Origin of the sequence: Streptomyces albidus (ex Kaewkla and Franco 2022), from assembly GCF_013870515.1 — a bacterium.
In the GTDB taxonomy this organism is placed as follows: Bacteria; Actinomycetota; Actinomycetes; order Streptomycetales; family Streptomycetaceae; genus Streptomyces; species Streptomyces albidus.
Window position 1 is genome coordinate 1 of the sequence record NZ_JACBXA010000155.1, and the last position, 14,386, is coordinate 14,386.

The 14,386-nt window shown below is 69.2% G+C and carries 11 protein-coding genes, 2 tRNA genes and 1 pseudogene; 6 read left to right on the plus strand and 8 right to left on the minus strand.

Going from position 1 to position 14,386, the window contains the following annotated elements:
• On the minus strand, positions 1 to 1,485 hold a 1,485-nt coding region (locus H5J26_RS20660), incomplete at its 3' end, for a PAS domain-containing protein (RefSeq protein WP_181767406.1).
• A gap of 920 nt (positions 1,486 to 2,405) precedes the next feature.
• Here H5J26_RS20660 and H5J26_RS20665 point away from each other — a divergent pair.
• From H5J26_RS20665 to H5J26_RS20685, 5 genes and pseudogenes are all read left to right on the plus strand, one after another.
• Positions 2,406 to 2,496, plus strand: a tRNA-Ser gene (locus H5J26_RS20665).
• Positions 2,497 to 2,684: 188 nt separating this feature from the next.
• Positions 2,685 to 2,757, plus strand: a tRNA-Arg gene (locus H5J26_RS20670).
• Positions 2,758 to 2,997: 240 nt separating this feature from the next.
• Positions 2,998 to 3,633: an NADPH-dependent F420 reductase gene (locus H5J26_RS20675; RefSeq protein WP_181767407.1), complete on the plus strand. Its 636-nt coding sequence runs from the start codon at positions 2,998 to 3,000 to the stop codon at positions 3,631 to 3,633.
• Between the two features lie 383 nt (positions 3,634 to 4,016).
• A complete protein-coding gene (locus tag H5J26_RS20680; RefSeq protein WP_181767408.1) occupies positions 4,017 to 4,535 on the plus strand; it encodes a M23 family metallopeptidase in 519 nt (172 codons plus the stop codon).
• Positions 4,536 to 4,798: 263 nt separating this feature from the next.
• Positions 4,799 to 5,875: pseudogene (locus H5J26_RS20685) on the plus strand (N-acetylmuramoyl-L-alanine amidase); the annotation flags it as partial.
• Positions 5,876 to 6,039: 164 nt separating this feature from the next.
• Here H5J26_RS20685 and H5J26_RS20690 read toward each other — a convergent pair.
• From H5J26_RS20690 to H5J26_RS20705, 4 genes are all read right to left on the minus strand, one after another.
• Positions 6,040 to 6,933: an LLM class F420-dependent oxidoreductase gene (locus H5J26_RS20690; RefSeq protein WP_181767410.1), complete on the minus strand. Its 894-nt coding sequence runs from the start codon at positions 6,931 to 6,933 to the stop codon at positions 6,040 to 6,042.
• Positions 6,934 to 6,998: 65 nt separating this feature from the next.
• A complete protein-coding gene (locus H5J26_RS20695; RefSeq protein WP_181767411.1) occupies positions 6,999 to 7,829 on the minus strand; it encodes a YceI family protein in 831 nt (276 codons plus the stop codon).
• Positions 7,830 to 8,060: 231 nt separating this feature from the next.
• Entirely contained in the window at positions 8,061 to 10,592 is a 2,532-nt protein-coding gene (locus H5J26_RS20700) for an MFS transporter (RefSeq protein ID WP_181767412.1), read from the minus strand.
• 8 nt (positions 10,593 to 10,600) lie between these two features.
• On the minus strand, positions 10,601 to 11,098 hold the full coding sequence (locus tag H5J26_RS20705; RefSeq protein ID WP_181767413.1) for a MarR family winged helix-turn-helix transcriptional regulator: 498 nt from the start codon (positions 11,096 to 11,098) through the stop codon (positions 10,601 to 10,603).
• Between the two features lie 180 nt (positions 11,099 to 11,278).
• Here H5J26_RS20705 and H5J26_RS20710 point away from each other — a divergent pair, with 180 nt between their 5' ends.
• Positions 11,279 to 11,503 (plus strand): hypothetical protein, encoded by a 225-nt coding sequence (locus H5J26_RS20710; protein WP_181767414.1) that lies wholly within the window; start codon positions 11,279 to 11,281, stop codon positions 11,501 to 11,503.
• A gap of 181 nt (positions 11,504 to 11,684) precedes the next feature.
• On the opposite strand, the gene H5J26_RS20715 is transcribed toward H5J26_RS20710, so the two are convergent.
• From H5J26_RS20715 to H5J26_RS20725, 3 genes are all read right to left on the minus strand, one after another.
• Positions 11,685 to 12,551 carry an RNA polymerase sigma factor SigF gene (locus tag H5J26_RS20715; protein ID WP_181767415.1) on the minus strand — a complete coding sequence of 289 codons (867 nt, stop codon included), beginning with the start codon at positions 12,549 to 12,551 and terminating at the stop codon, positions 11,685 to 11,687.
• A gap of 198 nt (positions 12,552 to 12,749) precedes the next feature.
• Entirely contained in the window at positions 12,750 to 13,541 is a 792-nt protein-coding gene (locus tag H5J26_RS20720; RefSeq protein WP_181767416.1) for an RNA polymerase sigma factor SigF, read from the minus strand.
• A 465-nt stretch (positions 13,542 to 14,006) separates the two neighbouring features.
• Positions 14,007 to 14,171, minus strand: coding sequence for a hypothetical protein (locus tag H5J26_RS20725; RefSeq protein ID WP_181767417.1), 165 nt, complete (start codon positions 14,169 to 14,171; stop codon positions 14,007 to 14,009).
• Between the last annotated feature and the right edge of the window lie 215 nt (positions 14,172 to 14,386).

Here is a 14,386-nt window from a genome sequence, read left to right on the forward strand (position 1 = left end):
CACCTCCAGTACGTACGCGTTGCCGCCGGCGCCCGGCACCTCGTGCGTCTGCAGCACACCGCCGTGTCGCTCGACGATGCCCCGCACGATCGGCTCGTGCACCGGATTCCCACCGCTGTACGGGCCGCGCACCTCGATCCGTACGACATCGCCACGCTGCGCGGCCGCGACCACGATCGTCGAGTCCAGGCCCGGCGTCACCACGGGGGTGTTGCCCGTCGCGTCCACGCCGGCCACGTCCGCGATCAGATGCGCGAGTGCCGTCGCCAGCCGCTCGCCGTCGACCTCGGCCTCGATCGGCGGCGCGTGCACCGCGAACTGGGCGCGCCCCGGGCCGATCAGCTCCACCGCGCCCTCGACGCCGTTCGCCACGACGCCGTCCAGGGAGACCACTTCCCGGCGCAGCTTCTCCCGGCCCGCGTCGAGGCGCTGGTAGCCGAGCACGTTGTCCACGAGCGTCGTCATCCGCGCGTATCCCGCGGCCAGGTGGTGCAGGATCTGGTTCGCCTCGGGCCACAGCTGGCCGGCGGGGTCGGCGGCCAGTCCGGTCAGTTCGCTCCGCAGCTGGTCCAGCGGCCCGCGCAGCGACTCCTGCAGCACGGCCGACAGCTGCGCCTGCCTGCCCGCGAGCGACTCGTAGGCCCGCCGGTCGCTGAAGGTCACCACCGCGCCGACGAGCTGTTCGCCGTCGCGCACGGGTGCCGTCGTGATGTCGACGGGCACTGCCTGCCCGTCCTTCGCCCAGAGCACCTGGCCGGCGCGCACCCTGTGCTTGCGTCCCGACTTGAGGGTGTCGGCGAGAGTGGTCTCCTCGTACGGCAGCGGATTGCCGTCCGGCCGCGAGTGGAGCACCAGGGGATGCAGCTCCTTGCCGCCGAGGTCGCCCGCGCGGTACCCGAGGATCTGGGCCGCAGCCGGGTTGACGAGGACGATCCGGCCCTCGGTGTCCACGCCGACGACGCCCTCGGACGCCGCGCGCAGGATCATCTCGGTCTGGCGCTGCTGGCGGGCCAGCTCGGATTCCGTGTCGAGGGTGCCGGTGAGATCACGCACGACGAGCATCAGCAGCTCGTCGCCCGTGTAGGAGTTGCCGCTGCCGGGACCGTGGTCGGCGAAGGCCGCCTCGAAGGCGGAGGCGTAGGGCGTGCGCCCGTCCTCCAGGAGGGCGCTGGTCACCTCGACGGGGATCTCGCTGCCGTCGGTGCGGCGCGCGACCATGCGCGTCGGCCGCTGACGCTCTTGGAGCTCGGCGGCGGCCTCGTCCGGCCTGCGCATCGAACCCGGGATCCGCTTCGAGTCGAACTCGGGCAGCAGATCGAGCAGCCCTCGCCCCACCAGTGCGGTGCCGGGGGTCTCGAACGCTTCCAGCGCGATGGTGTTGGCGTTCACCACCGTCCCGTTGCAGTTCACCAGCAGCAACGCATCGGGCAGCGCGTCGAGTATGGCGGCGAGACGAGCAGCGCCTCGGGATGGCCTGCTGCTCACGACGACGTTTCCTCCCTGATAACCACGGTGCTGGTGACCGTCCAGCCGGTCTCCTCCGGTCCGGTCACGGCTGCCAGTGTGCCGCTGTTTCCGGCCGTATCACTAGGGGGGAGTCTACGGGCAGCCGGTGCAAGTGCGGCAGGAGAAGTGAGGGAGAGGTTGGCGATCGGCACCGGTTGGACCGCCCGCGAGGGGGGTGGGGAACGGGCCTTCCGGTCATTCGTTACGAGCGGTGGGCCGGGGGCCGGCGCCGCGATCATGGTGCCGGGTGAGATGTCGCACCCGGCCACCGGAACGTCGCAACCCGGCCACGGGGACAGGGCGCGCGGAGGACCCGTCCGCTTCCGTGATGCTCGTCAGCCGTCAGCCGTCAGCCGTCAGCCGTCAGCCGTCAGCCGTCAGCCGTCAGCCGTCAACCGCGCTCGCGGCAGGTACGCCTCCCAGGGCATCTTCGGCGCCACAGGTACGCACCTCTCTGTACCTCTCTTGCACCTCTCCGTACGAGAGCGGCAACGAGCTCTCCGAGCGCCGCTCCCGCGTGGCCGCGCGGTGGCCTGAGCCCCGTCATCAGGTGCGTCCTGAGATCCGGTACGGGAGGGGAGGCCGTATCGCCGTACGGGCGCGGGGAGTTCGGCTTCGGAGAGAGTCCTCTCCCGGGGCGGTCCCGCTGACGTCCGGGGTGCCTGGCCGGTACGGGCGTCGTGCTGCTTCCCATGCCTTTCCACTGTTGCTCACCGCGACCGCGTTGCGGCGTCCGGCCCGTCAACGCAGGGATCGTTCCCGGTCATCGGCAGTCGGTGAGGCCAATTGCTTTGCCCGGCGGCACCGGGACCGAGTACGGTAGGGGCCGATTGGAGACAGCCCTTGAGGCTGTGCCATCATCAGCACACACCACTTCGCGTGATCGAAGACGTGTGTGTGGAGGCTTCGCCTAGTCCGGTCTATGGCGCCGCACTGCTAATGCGGTTTGGGGATAACCCCCCATCGAGGGTTCAAATCCCTCAGCCTCCGCTTTCGATCTCCGTGATCATCGGAACCCCGGCTCTCGCAGCCGGGGTTCCGTGCTGTGTGCCACGGGTCGCGCAGAGGCCCCTTTTCGCAGCTCAGAGCGGGTGCGGCTAACAGATTTCACCTCTGGGCACCGGTCATGTAATGTTGTTCCCGCAACGCCGCCCGGCTGCTGAACGGCCGGATGTCAAGCGCTCGTAGCTTAACGGATAGAGCATCTGACTACGGATCAGAAGGTTGCAGGTTCGAATCCTGCCGAGCGCGCACAGGTCAAAGGCCCCCTGGGATTTCCCAGGGGGCCTTTGACGTAAGCGGCTGACATCAACGCGTCGCTCCGGGTCGGGTGTGGAGCTTCCATACGTGCGCGTACATGCGCAGACGGCGTGAAGCCGGTCCGCGTGGTCAAGCCGATGCGGCGTAGGGCGGGCCTACGTCTCCCGCCCGAGGCCGAGTTGAGCCGTCGGCCGGAGGCGCACGTCCCCCTCGCGTGGTTTCGTCTTGCCCATGCGAATCGGACTACTGGGCACAGGACATGTCGCACGGTCCCTGGCGACGAAGTGGGCGACCGCCGGGCACGGGGTCGTGCTCGGCAGTCGTCGGCCGGAGGAGCACGCCGGGTCGTCTCTCGCCGTGACGAGTCTGCGGGACGCAGCGGCCCGCGGGGACGTCGTGGTCAGTGCCCTGCCGGGCACGGTCACGGTGCAGGCCTTGTGTGCCCTGCGTCCCGGCACGCTCGACGGGAAGGTCCTGCTCGACGTGGGCATCGGCTTCACCGACGACGGGGCCCTCCACCCGTCGGAGGGCTCGATCGGTGAAGAGATCCAACGGGCGCTTCCTCGCGTGCGGGTGGTGAAATCCCTGTGCACGATGACCGCCGAGATCATGAGCCGCCCTGAACTGCTGGCTGAGCAGACCCACTTGTTCCTATCCGGTGATGACACCGACGCGAAGAACACCGTGGGAGGGCTGCTGGCCGACCTGGGCTGGCCCCGATCCGCTCAGCTGGACCTCGGCGGGATCACCACGGCGCACGTCCAGGAGCAGTACGCGAAGCTCTTCATCGCGCTGGCAGGGGCGAAGGACGCCGACGGACGCCAGGTCGTCGAGAGCCACCGGGTCAACATCAAGGTCGTCACGTGACGCACGCATTGAGACCTGGACGTCCCGGCCGGGCCCTCAAGTGCGGCCGGACCGCAGGGACTTGAGGGCGCGAGCAAGAGCCACGCTTCGCGCGTACGGACCCCTCCGCGCCGACCGTGCCGCGTCACGCTACGGATTCCGTACCTCAACGCCCTTTCGGGACCCTCGAGTTCGTCCACAACGTGAGACGAGCTCGTCTTTCACTGGTCGGACCACGGAAGACGGGGCCCGAAACACGTGCCTAGGGATGATTCGCGACGCCTGAATCCTTCACTCCGCCGAGAAAGTGACACTTGTTGCGCGAACGGGGTTGTCGCGTACATGGCTGGTTGCATCTACTGGCGGTCGCACGGAATTCGTCTTCATCCGTGGAAGGAATACCGATGTCCCGTCCCCACAACGGACGTTCCAAGCGCGCACTGCTCGCGCTCGCCGCCGCCAGCGGCGTCCTGACCGCCCTCGTGGCCGTACCCGCCAGCGCCAGCGCGGCCGCGAACGAGAAGGCGGCCTTCCCGGGCAAGTGCCCGGTGGCGGCCGAGATCAGTCAGGGATACCACGACGGTCACGACGGGGTCGACCTTGCTGCCCCGATCGGTACGCCGATCTTCGCAGCGGGCCCCGGCACGGTCACCGAGTCCGGTCCTGCCAGCGGCTACGGCCAGTGGGTGCGCATCAAGCACCCCGACGGCTCGGTCACCGAGTACGGCCACATGTTTGAGCGCTTCGTAGCCGTCGGCGACACCGTCACCGAAGGCCAGCGGATCGCCTCCGTGGGCAACGAGGGCCAATCGACCGGCCCGCACCTGCACTTCGAGGTCCACCGCGACGGCGGCACCGGCTTCGGCGACGACCCTGTGGCGTACATGGCCGAGCAGGGCGTCTCGCTGCCGTGCACGCCCTGAGGGCCTGACCGGGAGGGGACCGGGGCTCGCAGGAGCGAGCCCTTCCCGTCCGTCGAAGGTCTGCTCACCGCACCACCAACGACCTGTTCACCGCACCACCCAAGAACGGCGCCGCGTCCGGCTCCCCCCCCCTCCTTCCGGACGCGGCGCGCGGGCGTACCACGCCGACCACTCGACACCGGCCGAGATCCGACGCGCCGGCCGGTGCCGGGAAGCTCGAACCCCCCACCACGCGTCGGACATGCAGAGAGGCACAAGACGCGATGAACACACGCAAGAGAGTCCTGACGGCGAGCATCGGCGGCGCACTCGCCGCGACCCTGGCCGTCGTCGGGCAGTCGGCCACCGCGGCTCCCGCCTCCGGCGAACCGACGATGAACAAGGCGTTCAGTGACGCGGCTTCGGAGTTCGACGTCCCGCGTGACCTGCTCGTCTCCGTCGGCTACGCCGAGACCCACCTCGACGGCCACGCAGGGAAGCCCAGCCAGGACAACGGCTTCGGCGTGATGCACCTCGTCAGCAACCCCGAGCGGAAGACGCTCGAGCAGGCGGCGAAGCTCACGGGCGAGTCGAAGACCGACCTGAAGAAGCAGGACGCCGCGAACATCCGCGGCGGCGCCGCCGTCCTCCGCGCCCTCGCGGACAAGGCCGGGCTCAAGGCGTCCGACCGCGACCGCGTCGAGGCCTGGTACCCGGCGGTCGCCGCGTACGGCGGTGCCGAGGGCGCCTCGCTCAAGCGCCTCTACGCCGACGCCGCGTTCGACTTCGTCAGCAAGGGCATCCCGGCCAAGGGCACCAAGGTCAACATGTCCCCGCAGAAGGTGACGCCTGAGCGCGGCAAGCTCGCGAAGGCGGCCGCGCCGGGCTCGGGGACCAAGAGCGACGACTACCCGCCGGCGATCTGGAACCCCGCGGACCCCGCCAACTACAACACCGGCCGGACCGCGGCGATCTCGCAGGTCGTCATCCACGTCACCCAGGGCGCGTACGCGGGGACGATCAACTGGTTCAAGAACCCCGAGGCGGAGGTCAGCGCCCACTACGTCATCCGTTCCTCCGACGGTGAAGTGACGCAGATGGTGCGCGACGCCGACACCGCCTGGCACGCCCGCGGCGGCAACGCGTCCGGTCTCGGCATCGAGCACGAGGGCTTCGTCGACGACCCGTCGTGGTTCACGGACGCCATGTACCGCTCCTCGGCCGCGCTGACGAAGCACCTGTGCGACAAGCACGGCATCCCGAAGGACCGGGCGCACATCGTCGGCCACAACGAGGTCCCCGGCAACGACCACACCGACCCGGGCCCGAACTGGAACTGGGACACGTACATGGGGTACGTCAACAGCTGACGTGACCGGATGAGCGCGCGAGCGCGCAGCGGGGAGTGAACTCGGTGGCCCAGCCGGACGGCTGGGCCACCGAGTCGTGTCCGGACGGAGTCGTGCACCGGACCTGTGCCCCCAGTGAGTCGGGTGTCACGGGTGCGCCCGCTTCCGGAGCGCTTCTAGAGCAGCGCGGCCAGCGAGCGCCATTCCGCCAGCGGCAGCGCATTGAAGGTGTCGCTGGTCACGACCTGGAGCGCGACGTGATCGGCGCCCGCTTCGAGGAACGCGTCCACCCGCGCCCGGGCCGCGTCGACGTCACCGAGTGCGTAGACCTCGTCCAGCAGCCGGTCGCTGCCGCCGCCCTTCAGGTCGTCCTCGGTGAAGCCCTGGCGCAACCAGCTGTTGCGGTAGTTGGTCAGGGCGAGGTATCGCTCCAGGTAGGCGCGGGCGGTCGTACGTGCGCGCTCCAGGTCGGTGTCGAGCACCACCTTGAGTTCGGGAGCGAGAAGCGCGTCGGGACCGAGCGACGTTCGCGCCCGGGCCGTGTGCTCGGCAGTCACCAGGTACGGCAGCGCACCCAGCGCGCGGTCCCCGGCCAGCTCCAGCATCCGGGGGCCGAGCGCTGCCAGCGCGCGCTGCCCCTCCGGTACGGGCGGTGACGCCGCGTCCAACTCGTCGAGACAGGAGCGCATCGCCGAGTACGGGCGTTGCCGGAGCTCCTCTTTCGCCTGCTGGTTCTGAGCCGTCTCCGCGTGACTGACGCCGAGGCCCAGCACGAACCGGCCTCCGTGGTCGGTGTTGAGCGCTGCGTGCCCCGTGGCGATGTCGGCCGGGGTGTGCTGCCAGATGTTGAGGATGCTGGTGCCGACGGTGAGGCGGGACGTCGCGGCGAGCAGCGGCTCGGCCTGTTCGAGGGCGGGGCTGCCGCCGACCCAGAGGGCGCCGTAGCCCAACTCGTCCAGCTCCGCCGCCGCTTCCGTGACCGCCGTGCGCCGTGCGGGGTCAGGCGAGCCCAGCGCGGTGCTCCAGAGGCCGATCCTGCCGAACCGTTCGCGGTGTTCCTTGGATGCCATGCCCTGAAGAAGCCGGGGGAGGCGCGGCGGTATTCCGCCGTGCCTCCCGTTTCCCCCGGTCGGCCTCACTCGAGGTCGGGGAGTTCCTCTCCCTGTACGGCCTGGATGTCCAGCTCGATCCTGAGCGTCGTCCCGATCGCTGCGATGCCGGCGGCGAGGATCTGGTTGTAGTTCATCGCGAAGTCCTCGCGCTTGAGTTCGGCCGTCGCCTTGAACGCCGCGCGCGTGCCGCCCCAGGGGTCCGGTCCGTAGCCCAGGTAGGCCAGGTCCAGTGCCACGTCACGTACGACTCCGTGCATCGCGAGCCATCCGTACACGGTCCAGCGGTCGGTGCCCGACGGCTCGACGGCGTGGCTGCGGTAGGTGAGCTGGGGGTGCTTCTCCACGTTGAGGAAGTCCTCGGACCGCAGGTGCGCGTCGCGGATCCGGTTGCCGGTCTCGATGCTCGTGCCCTCGATGACGGCCTCGACGTAGGACCTCTCCGGCTCTTCGTCGATCTCCACGCGCCCGTTGAACTCGGTGAACCGGCCGTGCACGCTGGAGATGCCCAGGTGCTGTGCCGTCGCGCCGATCGTCGAGTGCACCGGGTCGATGGTCCACGGTCCGGGTGGCGGCAGTTCGGTCCCGCCCTGGCGTATCAGCGTCAGCGTGCCCAGGTCGGCCCGCCCCGAGGCGGTGACCAGCGCGGTGGCGGCCGCCGGCGCGTAGCCGAGCGCGGTCGCGATCACCGTGTACGGACCGGCGGGCAGCGCCTCCTCGGTCTGTGCGATGCCCTCCGTGTCCGCCTCCACGCGGAGGACCTGTACGCCCGTCATGTCGGTGACGGTCAGCACGGCGTGCTGTACCGGCCATCCCTCGCGGGTGTGGATCTGCGCCCGCACGCCTGTGCCTGCCATCGTTCGATTCGCTCCTTCTCGCTCAGGCCCGGTCATCTCGTCCGGCCCATGACAGGCCCCCGGCAACGGGACGGCCAGCCGTCCTATGCCGCTGCCCAGTCTTCCCTCTGCCGCCGCCGGGCGGGAAGTGCGTTGCTGGGCCTTCCTTGCAGGTCGCCGCGTTGACCGCTCGGGCGGACCGCGCATTCACGTCGATCCGCACCGATCGGTCACGCGGCGACTGCAAGGGGCTTACTCGTTGGGGTGGTGCAGTTCGATGTCGTAGTTGTCCGCACCGGGGCCGCTGACATTGAGGGCGGTCGCCACCGGCGGATAGCCGCTGGCGATGACGGAGTAGTCACCGGGGTCCAGGTCGGTGAAGCCGTACGCGCCGTCCTCACCGGTCGTCGCGGTTCCCACCACGTTGCCCGCCGAGTCCACGAGCGTCACTCGCGCGTCCGGCAGCGGACTGGTGTCGACGCCGGCCCGGATGACGCCCTGCACGCGGGCGCCCGCGTGCAATTCGACGTCGATGCGGCTGATGCCCTGCCCCTCGACCTCGACCGGCCGCGCGACGGGACGGTGCCCCGGTGCGTTGACGGCGAGCGTGAAGGTGCCGGGCACCAGCTCGTCGAACCGGAAGTCGCCGTGGTCGCCCGTGCGTCCGGTGGCCAGCACCTCGCCCCTGGCGTCGGTGACCACGACCATCGCGGCCGCCACCGGCTGCCCGTCCGCGGTGCTGCGCACGCGCCCCGCGAGCCCGCTGGTGGCCGAGAGGCGCAGATCGCGGATGAGAGGTTCGTCCCCGACGGTGATCGTCGAGGCCTGCGGCTGGTGGCCGTCGGCGGCGGCGATCAGGACGTAGCTGCCGGGACCGGGAGTGTCCAGGCCGTACCGGCCGTCGTTCCGCGCCACCGAGCGGCCGAGCTGGCTGCCGCCGAGCGAGATCAGGGTCACCGCGGCCCGCGGCACTCCGACCCCTTCGAAGTTGCGGACCACGCCGCGCACCGCGTGCCGGGAGTTGCCCCCCTGCTCGCTCTCCTCGGTCTCCTGAGCCGTGGCGAAGGCCGCCGCCGTGGCCGCCGAGGCGAGGTGCTGGCTCTGGTGCCCCGCGGCCTGCAGGGAGTGCTGGATGCCGGCCGCGCCGTCGTCCGGCGCCCCATGGGTCTGTTCCATCGCGGACTTCGTGTTGAGAGGCACTTCCTTGATGAACAGCACGAGCAGCAGGCTCACCAGAGCCACCGGCGCGGCGTAGAGGTAGATGTCGCCGATGCCGTGGCCGTAGGCGCTCTCGATCACCTGGCGTATGGGCGGGGGCAGTTCGGACAGGTCGGGGATGTCGCTGCCGGCTCCGCCGGTGGCGCCTCCGTGCTTGATGCCGAGCTTGTCCAGCCCCTCGTTCACGTGGTCCGAGATGCGGTGGGAGAGGACCGCGCCAAGGACGGAGACGCCCACCGCACCACCGAGGGAGCGGAAGAAGTTCACCGTCGAGCTGGCGGCTCCGAGGTCCGTCGGGGCCACCTGGTTCTGCGTCGCCAGCACCAGGTTCTGCATCATCATGCCGACGCCGACGCCCAGGAGGGCCATGAAGACGGCCATGTGCCAGTAGACGGTGTCGTGCCGCAGCGTGCCGAGCAGGCCCAGGCCCGCGGTCAGCAGCACGCCGCCGGAGCACAGCCAGATCTTCCACTTGCCGGTACGGCTGATGATCTGCCCGGAGAGGGTCGTGGAGGCGAACATCCCGACGATCATCGGGATCGTCATGACGCCGGCCTTCGTCGGCGACTCACCGCGCGCCAGCTGGAAGTACTGGCTGAGGTAGACCGTCGCGCCGAACATCGCGATGCCGACGAACAGAGAGGCGGCCGCGGTCAGGGCGATGGTGCGGTTGCGGAACAGCCGCAGCGGGATGATCGGTTCGGACGCCTTGGACTCGACGAGCAGGAAGAGCAGCCCCAACAGGACGGCCCCGCCGACCATCGCGTAGCTCTGCCAGGAGAGCCAAGCGTACTTGTCGCCGGCGAAGGTCACCCAGATCAGCAGCAGCGACGCCGAGGCGGCGACGAGGAAGGCACCGAACCAGTCGATCTTCACCTTCCGCCTCACCAGCGGGAGATGGAGCGTCTGCTGGAGCAGCAGCAGCGCGATGACGGCGAAGGGGATGCCGACGTAGAAGCACCAACGCCAGCCGAGCCAGCTGGTGTCGGTGATGACACCGCCCAGCAGCGGCCCGCTCACCATGGCGACGGCGAAGGACGCACCGATGTAACCCGTGTAACGGCCGCGCTCCCGTGGGGAGATCATCGCCGCGATCACGATCTGGACGAGGGCGGAGATGCCGCCCATGCCTATGCCCTGCACGGCGCGCGAGGCGATCAGCATGCCGGTGTCCTGCGCGAAGCCCGCGCTGGCGGAGGCGAGCACGAAGATGATGATCGCCGTCTGGACCAGCACCTTCTTGCTGTACAGGTCCGCCAACTTCCCCCAGAGCGGGGTGGATGCGGTCATCGTCAGCAGCGAGGCCGTCACCACCCAGGTGTACGAGCTCTGGCCGCCCCCCAGTTCCGAGACGATCTGGGGGAGGGCGTTGGCGACGATCGTCGAGGACAGGATGGCGACGAACATGCCGAGCAGAAGCCCGGACAGCGCCTCCATGATCTGCCGGTGCGTCATGGGTGCGGCGCCGCCCGGCACCGAGGAGGCGGCGGGGGGCGTCTGCGACGCGTTCCCTGCCCCGCCTCCGGCGCCGGCGCCCTGCACACCGGATGGTGTGGTCGTGGCCATTCTCTTCCTTACTTGTTCTTCAATGCCGTGCGGTGGTCTGTGCGGTGCCCTTGGTGAGGTAAGCGCGCACGACTGTCGCCGAAACTCTCCCGAAGGCGCTCCAGCAACTCGTTCAACTGCGCGAGGTCCTCTTCCGTCCAGTCGTGAAGAAACGTCTCCAGGGCCTCAGTTGTGGCCTCGGACAGGGTGTCCAGTTGTCGGTTTCCCCGTTCGGTCAGGCTCAGCAGCCGTGAGCGGCCGTCCTGCGGGTCGGGATGGCGTTCGAGCCACCCGCGCTCCTCGACGTGCGAGACGTGCCGGCTCGTCACCGACATGTCGATCGCCATCAGTTCGGAGAGCCGGCCCATGCGCATCTCGCCGTACTTGTGCAGAAGTGTCAGTACGGCAGCGGAGGCGGGTGGGCAGTCTTGTGGGAATCCGCGCACCATCTCTCGCCTGACGGCGCCGATCCCGCTAAGGTGCCGGGCCAGCTCCTCGTAGCTCCTGCGTGCGGCTCGGGCAGCCATCCCACCCCCTGCTTATCGTTGCTTGAGGCAACCATAGTCGTTTAGTTGCCGTACGCAAATGAAATTGAAATATCCGGAGGCAAAGAATCGGCAAAGCCGATCTTGGCTCAGGTGAGGGTTCCGTATGGCCGCGGACCGGGGCTGTCGAGGGTCGCGGGGCGTTCGCTAGGGTCCTGCCCCATGGCTCACAACCCGCATGGCTCGCAAGGTCCCGACCCCGCGCAGGACCCGGCGGGCAGCACGCAGATGTTCCGCGCCTTCGTCGACGAGGAGGGCGGCGGCGCCCGCGCACAGCGAGGCCCCGCCCCGCAGGCGGCTTCGTCCGGCCCCCGGGTCGGGGTCGTCGTCGGAGTGGTCGCCGTCATCGCGGTGATCGCGGCGGCGATCTGGCTCGCAGTCGTCTGACGGACGAGCGACCGCACCATCACCCGGTGAGTGATGCTCTGCCGGCCGGTCGCCCGGTCATGAGTACGCGGTGTGCTGACCGGCCCGTGCCTCAAACCAGGCCGGTCCCACCGCGGTTCACGCCGCACGCGTCAGTGCGGCGTGCCTTCGTGTGGAGGGCGTACGTGCAGTGGGCGGCGCCCTACTCCTCCGCGATCAGCCCTTCGCGCAGCTGCGCCAGCGTGCGCGTCAGCAGCCGCGAGACGTGCATCTGCGAGATGCCGACCTCCTCGCCGATCTGCGACTGCGTCATGTTGGCGAAGAAGCGGAGCATGATGATCTGCCGTTCACGCGACGGCAGTTTGGCCAGCAGCGGCTTCAGCGACTCGCGGTACTCCACGCCCTCCAGCGCGGCGTCCTCGTAGCCGAGGCGGTCCGCGAGGGAGCCTTCGCCGCCGTCCTCCTCCATGGAGGGGGAGTCCAGCGAGGAGGCGGTGTAGGCGTTCCCGACGGCCAGACCGTCGACCACGTCCTCCTCGGAAACCCCGAGGGCGTGGGCGAGTTCGGGCACGGTCGGGGAGCGGTCCAGCGACTGGGAGAGCTCGTCGCTGGTCTTCGTCAGCGCCAGCCGGAGCTCCTGAAGACGGCGGGGGACCCGCACCGACCAGGAGGTGTCGCGGAAGAAGCGCTTGATCTCGCCGACGACCGTCGGCATCGCGAACGTCGGGAACTCCACGCCGCGCTCGGCGTCGAAGCGGTCGATCGCCTTGATCAGGCCGATGGTGCCGACCTGGACGATGTCCTCCATCGGTTCGTTGCGGCTGCGGAAGCGCGCGGCTGCGTAACGCACCAGCGGGAGGTTGAGTTCGATGAGGGTGTCACGCACGTACGTGCGCTCTGAGCTGTCCTTGTCGAGTGCGGCGAGCCGCAGGAAGAGGGAGCGCGAGAGGGTGCGCGTGTCGATGGCATCGTCATGCTGCTGTACGGGGGCCTCGGGGGCTCCCAAGGCGTCGACGTCGGCGGTCGTGTTCTCGTTGAGCACCTTCGAGCTGCCCAGTTCTACGGACATGCCACCCCCTTGAGGTCGCGGACGGGTCGCAGCGGCACCCTCGTTGGAGGGAGGCACCTCCCCCTGCATACCGGAAGTACCGTTGCGGCAAACGCAGCTCTTGCAGAATGTCACAAGTAGGCAACGCGACGTAGCCTCATGTCGATAAAACTGCATAGCCGGGGGAGTTGGGCCGTTGTTACGAACGGCTCTGTCCGCTTATGCCTCGATTCGATTCGCGGCCCGGAGTCGCGCGAAGCTCCGCGACAGCAAGCGCGAAACGTGCATTTGGGACACACCCAGTTCGGCGCTGATCTGTGACTGCGTCAGGTTCCGGTAGTAGCGCAGCAGCAGGATGCGCTGCTCCCGCTCGGGCAGCTGGACGAGCAGATGCCTTACGAGATCGCGGTGTTCGACGCCGTCCAGTTCCGGGTCCTCGTAGCCGAGGCGGTCGAGCAGCCCCGGCAGCCCGTCCTCGCGCTCCTGCGCCGCCTCCAACGACGTTGCACGGTAGGAGCGTCCGGCCTCGATGCAGGCGAGCACGTCCTCCTCCGCCAGCTTCAGCCGCTCCGCGATCTCGGCCGTGGTGGGCGAGCGTCCGAACGCCGTCGTCAGGTCCTCCGTCGCGCTGCTCACCTGCACCCACATCTCGTGCAGCCGTCTCGGGACGTGCACTGTGCGGACGTTGTCGCGGAAGTAGCGTCTGATCTCGCCGATGATGGTCGGCATGGCGAAGGTCGGGAACTGCACGCCGCGCTCCGAGTCGAAGCGGTCGATGGCGTTGATGAGGCCGATGGTGCCGACCTGGACGACGTCCTCCATCGGCTCGTTGCGACTGCGGAATCGTGCCGCGACGTAGCGCACGAGTGGAAGGTTGGCCTCGATGAGCGCCGTGCGCACCCGTTCGTGTCCGGCGGTGCCGGGCTTCTGCTCGGCCAGCCGCTCGAAGAGCTCCTGGGTGAGCGCCCGGGCCTCCGCGCTGCGACTCTCGCGGGTCTGGGTCGCCGCCACTCAGCCACCACCTCTTCAAGGTCCGGGTCGGTCAGGCTCCACTCATCGGCCAAAAGCGGTCATAGCATCACAAGACATGTGCAATGTGTGCAAGCACCGTAATGCGCCGTGTTGGTGAGGAGTTGAGAACTCTCGTGGACCCTCCGAGCATGTATCCCGGAGTAAGGATCGAGCCGGATGCCGGTGGGTGGCACGGTGCACGGCCCCCGCACTGGTGACGGCCGAGGGCCGAATGCCGAGCGGCCGGCATGGACGCCGGAGGCGCTCCAGGGCCACTGGGGCAAGGGTTCCCGGCCTGTCCCGGGTCTGCGGCAAGGTGGATCAGGAGGTGTCGGGCGCGCCGTCCGGGGCGTGACTCCGCACGGCAGCGGTCCGGTCTCGGGGCGGGCAGCCCGGCGGGTCCGACGATGCGGCGAATGCGCGTGTGCCGGCGTTGCGCGTACGGCAAGATTTGCCGGACTGGGCCTAGTTGACGAGCTCCGTCATGAAGTCCCCCACGCCCTGTGCGGCGCTCGATATGCCCTCGAAACCTATCTGGACGAGGTCGGCTGCCCGGGCCGGGGACGTGATGATCGTATAGAGCGCGAAGACGGCGACCACATAGAGCATGATCTTCTTCGTCTGCACCATCTCCTGCTCCTGCCTCCCCGGCCGTCCGGTGTCCCGTGATCGCAGTCGGGTGAGTCTAACCACCGGTGCGGCCTGCGTGATTGACACGTAGGGCCACAAACTCACCGCAATCAGGGCCCATTGACCTGCTCCGCCGCAATTTTTCCTCCGGCCCCTCACTTCGGCCGACGGTGCAGGGACGGGGACGGGTGGTCCCTGCGCGCCGCCGGCCGGGT

Coding starts and splice junctions, on each gene's coding strand:
- H5J26_RS20675 (WP_181767407.1), top strand. CDS start 2,998: ATGCGAATCGGACTACTGGGCACAGGACATGTCGCACGGTCCCTGGCG.
- H5J26_RS20680 (WP_181767408.1), top strand. CDS start 4,017: ATGTCCCGTCCCCACAACGGACGTTCCAAGCGCGCACTGCTCGCGCTC.
- H5J26_RS20690 (WP_181767410.1), bottom strand. CDS start 6,933: ATGGCATCCAAGGAACACCGCGAACGGTTCGGCAGGATCGGCCTCTGG.
- H5J26_RS20695 (WP_181767411.1), bottom strand. CDS start 7,829: ATGGCAGGCACAGGCGTGCGGGCGCAGATCCACACCCGCGAGGGATGG.
- H5J26_RS20700 (WP_181767412.1), bottom strand. CDS start 10,592: ATGGCCACGACCACACCATCCGGTGTGCAGGGCGCCGGCGCCGGAGGC.
- H5J26_RS20705 (WP_181767413.1), bottom strand. CDS start 11,098: ATGGCTGCCCGAGCCGCACGCAGGAGCTACGAGGAGCTGGCCCGGCAC.
- H5J26_RS20710 (WP_181767414.1), top strand. CDS start 11,279: ATGGCTCACAACCCGCATGGCTCGCAAGGTCCCGACCCCGCGCAGGAC.
- H5J26_RS20715 (WP_181767415.1), bottom strand. CDS start 12,551: ATGTCCGTAGAACTGGGCAGCTCGAAGGTGCTCAACGAGAACACGACC.
- H5J26_RS20725 (WP_181767417.1), bottom strand. CDS start 14,171: ATGGTGCAGACGAAGAAGATCATGCTCTATGTGGTCGCCGTCTTCGCG.